Annotated in this window: 10 protein-coding genes and 5 tRNA genes; 1 reads left to right on the top strand and 14 read right to left on the bottom strand. The window is 54.5% G+C overall.

Annotated elements, in window-relative coordinates; translation table 11 throughout:
* The 5 genes from IM267_RS00690 to IM267_RS00670 form a co-directional block, all read right to left on the bottom strand.
* A partial coding sequence (locus IM267_RS00690; RefSeq protein WP_001785379.1) for a GTP-binding protein occupies positions 1–107 on the bottom strand: 107 nt, incomplete at its 3' end.
* Positions 108–225: 118 nt separating this feature from the next.
* Positions 226–301 (bottom strand) — tRNA-Thr (locus tag IM267_RS00685).
* 6 nt (positions 302–307) lie between these two features.
* Positions 308–382: transfer RNA gene (locus IM267_RS00680), tRNA-Gly, on the bottom strand.
* A 116-nt stretch (positions 383–498) separates the two neighbouring features.
* Positions 499–583: transfer RNA gene (locus IM267_RS00675), tRNA-Tyr, on the bottom strand.
* A gap of 8 nt (positions 584–591) precedes the next feature.
* Positions 592–667: transfer RNA gene (locus IM267_RS00670), tRNA-Thr, on the bottom strand.
* A gap of 317 nt (positions 668–984) precedes the next feature.
* Between IM267_RS00670 and coaA the strand changes: the two genes are divergently transcribed.
* The gene (gene coaA / locus IM267_RS00665; RefSeq protein ID WP_063868899.1) at positions 985–1,935 is read left to right on the top strand and encodes a type I pantothenate kinase; all 951 of its coding nucleotides are present in this window, start codon (positions 985–987) and stop codon (positions 1,933–1,935) included.
* A 43-nt stretch (positions 1,936–1,978) separates the two neighbouring features.
* On the opposite strand, the gene dppF is transcribed toward coaA, so the two are convergent.
* The 9 genes from dppF to IM267_RS00620 all read right to left on the bottom strand — a co-directional run bounded on the left by dppF (position 1,979) and on the right by IM267_RS00620 (position 12,403).
* Entirely contained in the window at positions 1,979–2,992 is a 1,014-nt protein-coding gene (gene dppF / locus IM267_RS00660) for a dipeptide ABC transporter ATP-binding subunit DppF (protein WP_063452212.1), read from the bottom strand.
* The gene (gene dppD / locus IM267_RS00655) at positions 2,989–3,972 is read right to left on the bottom strand and encodes a dipeptide ABC transporter ATP-binding protein (RefSeq protein ID WP_193032467.1); all 984 of its coding nucleotides are present in this window, start codon (positions 3,970–3,972) and stop codon (positions 2,989–2,991) included. Before dppD ends, dppF begins: the two co-directional genes overlap by 4 nt.
* 10 nt (positions 3,973–3,982) lie before the next feature.
* Positions 3,983–4,885 carry a dipeptide ABC transporter permease DppC gene (gene dppC, locus IM267_RS00650; protein ID WP_063452210.1) on the bottom strand — a complete coding sequence of 301 codons (903 nt, stop codon included), beginning with the start codon at positions 4,883–4,885 and terminating at the stop codon, positions 3,983–3,985.
* Between the two features lie 9 nt (positions 4,886–4,894).
* Positions 4,895–5,914, bottom strand: coding sequence for a dipeptide ABC transporter permease DppB (gene dppB / locus IM267_RS00645; protein ID WP_022646696.1), 1,020 nt, complete (start codon positions 5,912–5,914; stop codon positions 4,895–4,897).
* A 177-nt stretch (positions 5,915–6,091) separates the two neighbouring features.
* Positions 6,092–7,699, bottom strand: coding sequence for a dipeptide ABC transporter periplasmic-binding protein DppA (gene dppA, locus IM267_RS00640; protein WP_063452209.1), 1,608 nt, complete (start codon positions 7,697–7,699; stop codon positions 6,092–6,094).
* Positions 7,700–8,320: 621 nt separating this feature from the next.
* Positions 8,321–8,397 (bottom strand) — tRNA-Pro (locus IM267_RS00635).
* A 92-nt stretch (positions 8,398–8,489) separates the two neighbouring features.
* Positions 8,490–10,184, bottom strand: a complete 1,695-nt coding sequence (gene eptB, locus IM267_RS00630; protein ID WP_063868894.1) for a kdo(2)-lipid A phosphoethanolamine 7''-transferase — start codon at positions 10,182–10,184, stop codon at positions 8,490–8,492.
* Between the two features lie 237 nt (positions 10,185–10,421).
* Positions 10,422–11,624 (bottom strand): MFS transporter, encoded by a 1,203-nt coding sequence (locus IM267_RS00625; RefSeq protein WP_063452207.1) that lies wholly within the window; start codon positions 11,622–11,624, stop codon positions 10,422–10,424.
* Positions 11,625–11,860: 236 nt separating this feature from the next.
* On the bottom strand, positions 11,861–12,403 hold the full coding sequence (locus IM267_RS00620; RefSeq protein ID WP_193032466.1) for a lipase: 543 nt from the start codon (positions 12,401–12,403) through the stop codon (positions 11,861–11,863).
* Positions 12,404–12,422 lie beyond the last annotated feature (19 nt).

Here is a 12,422-nt window from a genome sequence, read left to right as displayed (position 1 = left end):
AGTACGGTAGTGATTGCAGCGGTCAGCGTTGTTTTACCATGGTCAACGTGGCCGATAGTACCGACGTTAACGTGCGGTTTTGTACGTTCAAACTTTTCTTTAGACATCGATTGTCCCTCTAAGACACGGATAAATCGGTGATATCACCACATCAACCAGGCGAAAATGCCTGAACTGTTGAATACATTTACATTGAAACAGAGAGAAAGGGAGGGAGAAGTGAAGTGGTGCTGATACCCAGAGTCGAACTGGGGACCTCACCCTTACCAAGGGTGCGCTCTACCAACTGAGCCATATCAGCACGTATTGGAGCGGGCAGCGGGAATCGAACCCGCATCATCAGCTTGGAAGGCTGAGGTAATAGCCATTATACGATGCCCGCATCCTGAAACTCGGCTACCCAGTTCTTTCTGTAACAAAAAAAGAGATTTCTCTCTTTTCTGTTCGAGCTGGTCAATTTTTCCAACCAGCTCCGGCGGCGTTGACGCTGCCAGAAAGTGGTGGTGGGGGAAGGATTCGAACCTTCGAAGTCTGTGACGGCAGATTTACAGTCTGCTCCCTTTGGCCGCTCGGGAACCCCACCGGACTTGATGGTGCCGACTACCGGAATCGAACTGGTGACCTACTGATTACAAGTCAGTTGCTCTACCTACTGAGCTAAGTCGGCATCAAGTAGCGCGCATTCTATGGAGACCTGCGCAGTCATGCAACTAAAAAATTGCATAAAACGTTCTTTCGCTCACATTTTATTCGAAACCAGGGCTAACCGCTGTAAATTCATCCGCTCACGGTTAAAAATTCAACATGAACGGCTGATTTCGGCACGCTATAGCCCCAGGTGATACCTATCCGGTTAAGCATCGCTTTCCCATATTTTTTCTTATTATTCCTCTCATCTGGTGTTAACCTCCTGCCCATTGTCCAAAATTAACTATGTGATGAGCCCGCACCCGCCGTTTCGTGATGGTTCACAGAAGCATGCTTATGAGCAAAAAAGAGCAAACGTTAATGACGCCCTATCTTCAGTTTAACCGTAGCCAGTGGGCAGCCCTGCGTGACTCCGTCCCTATGACGCTGACGGAAGGTGAAATCGCACGGCTAAAAGGGATAAACGAAGATCTCTCCCTGGAAGAGGTGGCGGAAATCTATCTCCCCCTCTCCCGCTTGCTTAACTTCTATATCAGCTCCAATTTGCGTCGTCAGGCCGTGCTGGAACAGTTCCTCGGCACGAACGGTCAACGTATTCCTTATATCATCAGTATTGCGGGCAGCGTGGCAGTGGGTAAAAGTACCACCGCGCGCGTGCTACAGGCGCTGCTGAGCCGCTGGCCGGAGCACCGCAGCGTGGAGCTGATCACCACCGATGGCTTCCTGCATCCCAATGAGGTGTTGAAAGAACGCGGCCTGATGAAGAAGAAGGGCTTCCCGCTTTCTTATGATATGCACCGCCTGGTGAAGTTTGTCTCTGATTTAAAATCGGGCGTGCCTAACGTCACCGCACCGGTTTACTCGCATCTGATTTACGACCGTATCCCGGATGGCGACAAAACGGTTGTGCAGCCCGACATCCTGATTCTGGAAGGGTTAAACGTTCTGCAAAGCGGGATGGATTATCCTCACGATCCGCATCACGTGTTTGTCTCTGACTTTGTCGACTTCTCAATTTATGTGGATGCGCCGGAAGAACTGCTGCAACGCTGGTATATCAACCGCTTCCTGAAGTTCCGTGAAGGGGCGTTCACCGACCCGGACTCCTACTTCCATAACTACGCCCAGCTCTCTGAAGAAGAAGCTATCAACGTGGCGACAGGGCTATGGAATGAGATCAACTACGTAAACCTGAAAGAGAACATCCTGCCGACGCGCGAACGTGCAAGCCTGATCCTCACCAAGAGCGAGAAACACGCCGTCGACCAGATTCGTTTACGGAAGTAGTCCTCAGACGTAAAAAAAACCGGCTTAACGCCGGTTTTTTTCTTTATGCCTGCGGCTTTTCGCCGTTTTCATCCTGATCGACCGCGAAGCAGGCCACCAGCTGTCCACCATAATCCTTCAGCTGTGGCTGCAACTGCGTGCACGGACCAAAGCGGCGACGGCAGCGGGCGTTGAACGCGCAGCCCGGCGGCGGGTTCAGCGGGCTCGGCAGCTCGCCGGTCAGTTTGATTCGCTCACGGCGGTCATCCGGATTAAGCCGCGGCGTCGCAGACAGCAGCGCCTGGGTGTACGGGTGACGCGGATTAGTAAAGATCTGATCTTTCGTCCCCTTCTCCACGCAGCGCCCCAGGTACATCACCATCACCTCATCGGCAATGTGCTCAACCACGGACAGGTCGTGCGAGATGAACACGTACGACAGCCCCAAATCCTGCTGCAAATCCATCATCAGGTTAAGCACCTGCGCGCGCACGGACACGTCGAGCGCTGAGACGGGTTCATCGGCGATCACCACGTCCGGATCAAGCATCAAACCGCGGGCGATGGCAATACGCTGGCGCTGGCCGCCAGAGAACATGTGCGGGTAGCGATCGTAATGCTCGGTTTTAAGGCCCACCTTCGCCATCATCGCCAGCGCTTTTTCACGACGCTGCTCTTTGCTCAGACTGCTGTTAATCAGCAGCGGCTCTTCCAGAATTTGCCCGACTTTCTTTCGCGGGTTCAGAGAGCCGTACGGGTTCTGAAACACGATCTGGATTTTCTGACGACGCAGCTTCTGCGCCTGCGGATCGTGCTTGAGCAGATCCTGGCCCTGATAGTAAAGCTCACCGCCGGTGGGCGTTTCAATCATCGTCAGCAGACGGCCCAGCGTGGATTTCCCGCAGCCTGACTCCCCTACTACCGCCAGCGTTTTACCGCGTTCGAGGCTAAAGGAGACGCCGTCCAGCGCTTTCACCAGGCGTTCAGGAGCAAAAATCCCCTTCTTCACCGGGTAATGTTTTTTCAGGTCGATAGCCTGCAACAGCGGCTGTTGCGTGGTGGCCTGGTGCGTACTCATAGTGTTGGCCTCCCGGCATCATCGAGTGGGTAGTGGCATTTTGACTGTCGACCGTCGGCCAGCAGATTCAGCTCTGGCTCGTCAACGCGGCATTTGTCCGTGGCATACGGGCAGCGCGGATTAAGCAGACAGCCCTGCGGACGGTCGTATTTGCCCGGAACCACGCCCGGCAGCGACGCCAGACGCGCCTTGTCCTGAGCAAACTCCGGCAGCGCGCGCAGCAGTGCCTGCGTATACGGATGACGTGGCGCGCGGAAGATATCGTGCGAACTTCCGGTCTCCACCACCTGGCCCGCATACATCACAATGATTTTGTGTGCCGCTTCCGCCACCAGCGCCAGGTCGTGCGTAATCAGCACCAGCGCCATGTTCTCTTTCTGCTGCAACTCCAGCAGCAGCTCGATGATTTGCGCCTGGATGGTCACGTCCAGCGCGGTTGTCGGTTCATCCGCAATCAGCAGCTTTGGCCGACAGGCGATAGCCATGGCGATCATCACGCGCTGGCTCATCCCGCCGGAGAGCTGATGCGGGTAAACGTCCAGACGCGATGCCGGATCGGGAATACCCACCTGCGTCAGCAGATCGATAGCGCGCTGACGTCGGGTTTTCTTATTGCCGCCCTGATGCACCTTAATGGCTTCCATAATCTGGAAACCGACGGTGTAGCACGGGTTCAGGCTGGTCATGGGGTCCTGGAAGATCATTGCCACTTCCGCGCCCACCAGCTGGCGGCGTTGTTTCTCGGAAATACGCTTCAGATCCTGACCGTTGAAAGCCAGACTTTCCGCCATTACGCGGCCGGGGTAATCAATCAGCCCCATGATCGCCAGCGAGCTGACGGATTTACCCGAGCCAGACTCCCCAACAATACCAACCACTTCGCCCTGATTTACGCTGTAGCTAATACGGTCCACGGCGCGAAACGGTGTGCCTTCGTCGCCGAAGTGCACGGATAATTTATCTACATTTAATAACGCCATCTCGTGCCTCTTACTGCTTCAGTTTGGGATCAAGCGCATCACGCAGACCATCACCCATCAGGTTAAATGCCAGCACCGTCAGCAGAATCGCCAGACCCGGGAAGGTGACGACCCACCAGGCGCTTTGCGCGAACTGCAACACGTCGGAGAGCATGGTGCCCCACTCCGGTGTTGGCGGCTGCGCACCCATGCCAAGGAAGCCAAGAGCGGCCATATCGAGAATGGCGTTAGAGAAACCGAGCGACGCCTGAACGATCAGCGGCGCAAGGCAGTTCGGGAAGATATTAATGAACATCTGGCGCATCGCACCGGCACCCGCCACGCGAGAAGCGGTAACGTAATCGCGGTTCACTTCCACCAGCACCGCCGCACGGGTTAAACGCACGTAGTGCGGTAGCGCAACAAACGTCAGCGCAAGCGCGGCGTTACCTATCGACGGGCCGAAGACCGCCACCAGCACCAGCGCCAGCAGCAGGCTAGGCAATGCCAGCATGATATCGACGATACGCATGATGACGTTATCAACGATGCCGCCGAAGTAGCCCGCCACCAGGCCGAGCACCACGCCCATGATCAGCGACAACACCACCACGAGGCAGCCAACCAGCAGCGACAGGCGCGCGCCGTACATCAGGCGCGACAGCACATCGCGGCCCACGTCATCGGTGCCCAGCAGATGGGCAACGCTGCCGCCGTCCTGCCAGACTGGCGGCACGAGCAGCGCATCGCGGAACTGATCCGCCGGGTTATACGGGGCGAGGAAGTTCGCAAACACCGCAATCAGGATCATGATGGAAACATACACCAGCCCGACGACCGCGCCTTTGTTGCGCTTGAAGTAGTGCCAGAACTCCTGCATTGGCGTCATAGGCACCGGCGCAGAGACCGCTTTATTTTGAGTAACTTGTGACATGATGGCCCCTTACTTCTTATGACGAATACGCGGGTTCACCACGCCGTACAGCAAATCGACCAGCAGGTTGACGAGGATAATCATCGTCGCGACCAGCAGTACACCACCCTGCACCACCGGATAGTCACGGCGTTGCAGCGCGTCAATCAGCCAGCGTCCGAGGCCCGGCCAGGAGAAGATGGTTTCGGTCAGGATCGCCCCCGCCAGCAGCGTACCCACCTGCAAACCGATAACGGTAACCACCGGCAGCATCGCGTTACGCAGGGCATGAATGATGATGACGCGCATACGGGTCAGGCCTTTGGCGCGGGCAGTACGAATATAGTCTTCGCCCAGCACTTCCAGCATGGAAGAACGGGTCATACGCACGATCACCGCCAGAGGTATGGTGCCCAGCACCATTGCAGGCAGGATCATGTGCGCAACCGCATCAATGAAGTTGCCCTCTTCGCCCCAGATCGCCGTATCAATCAGCATGAAGCCGGTTAACGGGTTGGTGTCATCAAGGAAGACCATATCGCTGACGCGCCCGGAGACCGGCGTCAGGTTCCACTGCACCGATACCAGCATGATCAGCATCATGCCCCACCAGAAGATAGGCATGGAATAGCCGGTCAGTGCCAGGCCAACGGCGGTGTGGTCGAAAATAGAGCCACGCTTAACGGCAGCCAGTACGCCAACGGGAATCCCCACCGCGGTCGCAAAGATCATGGCGCAGATGCCCAGTTCAAGCGTCGCCTGGAAACGCGGCACGAACTCGTCCCACACCGGAAGTCGGCTTTTCAGTGAAATGCCTAAATCGCCGTGCAAGACGCCCCAGATATAGTGGAGGTACTGCTGCCACATCGGCTTATCAAGGCCGAGTTCAGCCAGCAGTTGCGCATGACGTTCAGGGGAGATACCACGCTCGCCCGCCATAATCATCACCGGATCACCCGGGATCATATGGACGAAGGCAAAAGTGAGAAGGGTGATACCGATAAACGTCGGGATAACCAGTCCCAGACGTCGGAGGATGAACTGCAACATAACCCGGATTCTCTCTGATGACGCACGCTCAGTGGCGTGACGTCTGTATTGCTCACAAATCTTATCCCCTCACCTGATGGGGAGGGAATAAAGCACTGCTGCCGGGTGGCGCTACGCTTACCCGGCCTACTTACCGTAGGCCAGTGCAAGCGCAGCGCCGCCTGGCGTTGCTTTTAATTATTCAACAGACACGTTTTCGAAGTGGTGTTTGCCCAGTGGATCAACCACGTAGCCTTTGACTTCTTTACGCACTGGCTCGTACACGGTGGAGTGAGCAACAATCAGCGCCGGAGCCTGATCGTGCATGACAACCTGCGCTTGCTTGTACAGTTCAATACGTTTGTTGTGATCGTCGGTCGCACGCGCCGGCTGGATCAGGTCTTCAAACGGCTTGTAGCACCAGCGAGAGTAGTTGGAACCGTCTTTCGCTGCCGCACAGCTGAACAGGGTGGCGAAGAAGTTGTCCGGATCCCCGTTGTCACCGGTCCAGCCCATCATGACCGCCTGGTGCTCACCCGCTTTGGCGCGCTTCAGGTACTCGCCCCACTCGTAGGTCACAATCTTGGCCTGTACGCCAATCTTCGCCCAGTCAGCCTGAACCATTTCCGCCATACGGCGTGCGTTCGGGTTGTATGGACGCTGTACCGGCATCGCCCACAGCTCCACGGTGAAGCCTTTATCCTGGCCCGCTTCTTTCAGCAACGCTTTCGCTTTCTCAGGATCGTAGGTGTAGTCCTTGATGTCGTCGTTATAGCCCCACATAGTTGGTGGGATCAGGTTCTTGGCTGCAACGCCCGCGCCCTGGTAAACGGCTTTGATGATCGCTTCTTTGTTCACCGCGTAGGTCAGCGCCTGACGCACTTTCACGTCATCGAACGGTTTCTTCTCGGTGTTGAAGGAGAGATAACCCACGTTCAGGCCCGCCTGCTCCATCAGGTTGATGTTCTTGTCCTGCTTCATGCGCGCGATGTCAGCCGGGTTTGGATACGGCATCACCTGACATTCGTTTTTCTGCAATTTTGCATAACGCACGGATGCATCAGGCGTGATGGAGAAGACCAGACGGTCGATCTGTGGCTTGGTGCCCCAGTAACCCGGGAAGGCTTTATACAGAATACGCGAATCTTTCTGGTACTGAAGCAGCTGGAACGGGCCGGTACCGATTGGGTTCAGGTCCACTTTTTCCGGGGTGCCGGCTTTCAGCATGTTGTCCGCGTACTCTTTAGAGAGAATAGAGGCGAAGTCCATGGCCAGGTCAGCCAGGAATGGCGCTTCCGGACGCGTCAGCACGAACTGAACGGTTTTATCGTCCACTTTCTTCACTTCAGCGATCAGATCCGGCAGGCCCATCCCTTCGAAGTATTCATAGCTGCCGCCAGAGACCTTATGGTACGGGTTCTGGGCATTTTTCTGACGGTCGAAGGAGAACACCACGTCGTCGGCGTTAAGGTCGCGCGTAGGTTTAAATTCTTTGCTGTCCTGCCACTTCACGCCCTGGCGCAGGTGGAAGGTATAGGTTTTACCGTCTTCGCTGATATCCCACTTTTCAGCCAGGCCAGGAATGACTTCCGTGGTGCCGGTTTTAAATTCAACCAGACGGTTATAGATCGGTACAGAGCTTGCGTCGTAAGTCGTACCAGAGGTAAAGAGCTGTGGGTTAAAGCCTTCCGGAGAGCCCTCAGAACAGTAAACCAGGGTTTTTGCCTGTACGCTTGCTGCAACGGTCATGGCCACCAGGCTCAGACCAAGCTTCAGCATCCCTGACTTCTTCAAGGAAATACTCATTATTGTGCTCCAATGTGATGTTTTGCTTTGTTGTGTTACGCCGCCTGACCTTTATTTATTTTTTACCCGGTCCGGTCGGTGATGCCCGAAGGCGTTAAAAGGGATAGAGAATCCTTTCAGAAGAGCGTTTGAGTTGCAGCGCAGATCCTCCCTGAAATGCCCCTCGTGCCCTACAATCTGTCAACAGAATGTGAAAACGTCAATACAGGTGGCGGGGATTTACGTGGAGTGTGAGAAACCGCAAACAAAGATTAAAAAAACCCTGAATGCCAGTTTTCAGCAGAGAAATTTATGCTACTCGCCATGATGCAGCACAATTAACTTCATATTTCGCAACACTCAGTGATTAAGTTTTATTCAGATTGGGTAAATTTTCTTACGGAATGGTGATTATCTGAGCACTAAATACCGCGAACGTTAAAACGCACAGCGAAAAATGCTGAGGTTATCCATAAGCAACGCGAAAAAAGATCAAACTATATATAAAAAAATACAATGGATTATGTCACAAAACCGCAAGCAGGCAGGGGGAAGCAGCGCTAAGGGATATTTTGGGGACTCTGGCGGGGTAACGCGTTAATGCAAAAAGGGCTAACCTTGCGGTTAGCCCTTTTTAGAATGTGGTCGGCGAGAGAGGATTCGAACCTCCGACCCACTGGTCCCAAACCAGTTGCGCTACCAAGCTGCGCTACTCGCCGAATGCGGAGCGCATCTTACTGCTGAGGTGCGCCCCTCGTCAATCCCTTATTTTCAAAAAGCCATTCAACTGGCGATATTCTCGCCAGACCAGCTACTGCGCGGCTTTTGTGGTGTTATCAGGGAGTTTACACCAGTTGTTGTTTTCGTTAATCCCACCGTTCGGTGAGGTGTAGCCGAGACAGCCCATAATGGTGTCGTAGAGCTCAACGTGACGGCGCGGAACCTTGATCTCTGCCTGCTGTTTCAGATGGGCAAACATTTTGGCTTTGTCCGGGTTTTCCAGGTACTTATCCGACATCCACATGATCATCGGCACACGGAACTGCTCAGGCGGCGCCAGCTTACGCGGCGTGCCGTGCAAATGCTCTTTCTCGTTGATGGATTCGCCGTGATCGGCTGCGTAAATCACAATCGCTTTCTTATCGCGAAGCTGGTCGATCACCCGGCTGAGGAAGGTGTCCACATACAGAATCGAGTTGTCATAGGCATTAATCAGCTCCTGCTTGCTACAGTTTTTGTTAATGCCGACGCACTCAGGGGTCCATTTGGCGAAATCACGCGTGTAACGCTGATAATAGCTGTAGTGTGATCCTTTGGTATGCAGAACGATAAGGTGCTTACCCTGCGGATGGTTTTTCAGCGACTGTTCCATCTCGGAGAGCAGCAGCATGTCATCAACGTTCTTTCCACGGTTACGCGGCTCGGCGCCAATCTGCTCACGATAGGCGATGTTATCCGCCATGGTGTTGGTGTAGAACCACATTTCACTTTGCATGGCGAACAGATCGGAGCTAAATCCAAGCTGCTTCAGAACCGCAAACACGTTTTGCTCTTTAAGGGTGCGCTGCGGGTTATCGCTCGCCCCGCCTTCACGCACAAACATACAGCGCAACGAGAGCTTCGTGGCGGTATCGCAGGAATAGCCGCGGTAAGCCACCAGATTCTTCTCCTGCGACAGTTTCGGCGTGGTATCGCGGTCATAGCCGAGCATACCCATATGATCCCAGCGCGTCGTTTCGCCGATAACGAAGACCACGTAAGTATCATCCAGCCCGTCAGCCGGCGCCTGGTAGGTGAACTTTTTGGTCGGGTTAATCAGTGATTTCACATCGCTGGATTCGTCCGCCTGTGCCCAGGCGTAAAGACCTAACGCGGATAGCCAGTTGGACGGCAGATACGAGTTAGCCACCACGCCGCCATAGCTCGGCATATCAACGCCCGTCGCTTTTTCGATGCGTTTTTGCTGTTTTTCCATCAGGCGAATCGGCGCCCACACCAGCAGGCCTGCCAGCAGAACGACGGCGACGTTGCGGATGCGCTGTCCCCGGGTACGCAGCTGGCGTAACAGGGTATAGCGGCAGGTATTGCTCCAGATAAAGAAGAGCGGGATCAAGCAGGTCAAAATCGTCCACATGATGAACCCTTGACCCACCACCTCTTTCGAGAGGTCGATGTCCGTGGTCATCACCGAGGCGACAATACCGTAGCCAATGACCACGTTCATGAATGTCATGTAATAGCTTGCGGCGGCAGAGATAATCACCACCAGCGAGGCCAGAATTTGCCATGTACGTCGGCCAAAAAGCGAGAGCAGGCGTAACAGGAAGAAGGTTGCCAGGATAGAGCCAAACACTTCAATGACGGCAAAAATTCCATTTCTTACGGTGAGGTGTTCGAAATAACCTTCCACGCGTCTGAACAGTACCGCGCCATTCAGAAACAAACCGATATAGACAGCCAGCATCAGACACAATCTTTGCTGGGTAAGAGACCTAATATATTTCATGCAAACAACCCTGGGGGAAGGGGTATAAAGACCCGCCGAATCTCAGTGAGAAAGCTGACAGAGTAAGTAGATGCGAGCGAAACCGTTATAAGAAACGTCTACAAGCGCGATAAGTAGACCACAGCGGGAAAGAAAAGTGGCAGCAGAGAGTGTGATCGATGAAGATTTTTACAAAATAACAAGTCCGGAAGTGATGTTGAGATAAAAAAAGAGGCCCTGAGGCCCCTTTTCATCGAATCATGCATGCGCTTCTTTATAAGCCTCGCGCTGCGGCTGACGAATGGTGGTCGACAGCGCCAGCGAGATAATCAGCAAGGCAAATATCACGCAGAAGGTCACGTAGAAGCCACCGAACAGCGAGGCGATCAGCGACCCGCAGATACTGCCGATACCGAAGCCGAGATAAATGACGCCGTAGTTTTTCGCCAGGTTGTTCAGGCCAAAGAACTCGCTCACCAGCGACGGGAAGACGGTAATGGTGCCGCCGAAGTTAAAGGCGACGCAGGCAATCGCCGCAAAGAAGGTCGCCTCGTTCAGCGGTGCAAACAGCAGCGCCGCCATGCCCACCAGGGAGATCACCTGCCCCAGCGTAATCACGCGAATGCGGGCGATTTTGTCAGACAGGATACCCAATACCAGACGACCCGAGAGGTTAGCGATGGAGATGACCGTTACCGCGTTCGCCGCCGTCGCCGCGTCCAGTTTTACCATCCCCTGCGCGATATCTTTCGCCACGCCAATAACATACAGACCGCTCATGCAGGCCGTCAGGAACATCACCGCCAGCATCCAGTACTGCGGCTTACGCATGGACTGTGCGAGGGTGAAATCATTCTCCACCACGCCGTTAACGGTTTTCACTTCCTGCTGCGGGGCATCTTTCATCAGCGTGGCGCCGAAGAGGATCATCACCAGCACAATCACGCCCCAGATCATAAAGGTTTTCTCAAGCCCCACCGAGGCCAGCAGATGGGAGTCGATGAATTTGAACCCCAGGCTGCCCAGGCCGTATGAACCAATGGCAAACGCGGAGATAAGCCCTTTACGCTCCGGGAACCACTTCACGCAGTTCGACAGCGTCAGCAGGTAACCTGCGCCGTCCGCCAGCCCCACCAGCACCCCGGCGCTCAGCCACAGCATCATCAGGTTGTTGGAGTGTGCCGTCAGGAAGAAGCCCACGCCCAGCAGGATCCCGGAGGCCATGGTCACGCGCTTCACGCCGAAGCGCTCCTGAAGTTTGCCCGCCACGGAAGAGGAAATCGCTAATCCAAGACTCAGCAGGCCGAAGGAAAATGCCACCTGGCTTATCGGCGCGCCGAGCTTATCAGACAGGGCGCTGTTAAACAGGCTCCAGGTATAGACCGAGCCCAGTGCGAACTGGGTCACGATGGTGCCGAAGAGCGTCAGCCAGCGCGTACGGTTATAGGTTGATGTGTTCATGGCAGTGTCCTGCAAGAGAAATTAAGGAAATTCGCTGAGGACACGATAAACAAAACCCCAAAACGCCAGGGGTAAAACGGCATGAAATGCAGGAGAAACGGAATGAAATGCCTGGAAGCGGGAATGAACGACCTTGCCGGAAAAGAAAACGTTTAGATGTGAGTGACCACTATCGCCACAACCCGCGCCATTATTGTATTAAATATGTTACCGCAGCGTTTAAAAAAGTAACAACCCTAAAATTTGGCGCTTAAGCCCAGGGTATACAAATATTCTTCCTCCGACTGCTGGTTGTAGCTGATCTTCGCCCAGGGGTGTATATCACCGTACTGGGTATCCACACGCCACCCCAGCGAGTTCACGCTGGCATGCCAGAGGGGGTCGGTCAGCGTCTGCGTGGTGGTTGTATCGCCATACGCAATCACCGTTGCGGGAGGCGTGCCATCAGAGCGCCACGCCATGACCGGCCCGGTCGTGAAATGTCCCGTCACGGGAAAATTCCAGCCAACGCTCAGCACGGTTTCCGCATCCGAACCGGAGGGGTCGTTCAGGGCAAAGCCCGCAGCATTCTGCGAATGGTTAATACGTTCCGCGAGAATATCTTCATAACGAGGTTGGTGATCGGCGTCCCATGTATAGCGTTCTGTCGTATTACTTTGTGCATCTGAAACGATATATTCCTGTTGCCACGCAAAAGCGGTGTTACCTATAAGCAGGCAGGCTGAGACACCCACCAGGCCAGAAGCAGCATGGCGACCACTGATTTTTTTTATCATCATCAAAGCGACTCCAGAAAGA

It is taken from the genome of Enterobacter cloacae complex sp. P15RS, assembly GCF_014895905.1.
GTDB lineage: Bacteria > Pseudomonadota > Gammaproteobacteria > Enterobacterales > Enterobacteriaceae > Enterobacter > Enterobacter quasihormaechei.
The sequence above is the reverse complement of the archived record's forward strand: the minus strand, read 5'-3'. Positions and strand labels throughout refer to the sequence as shown.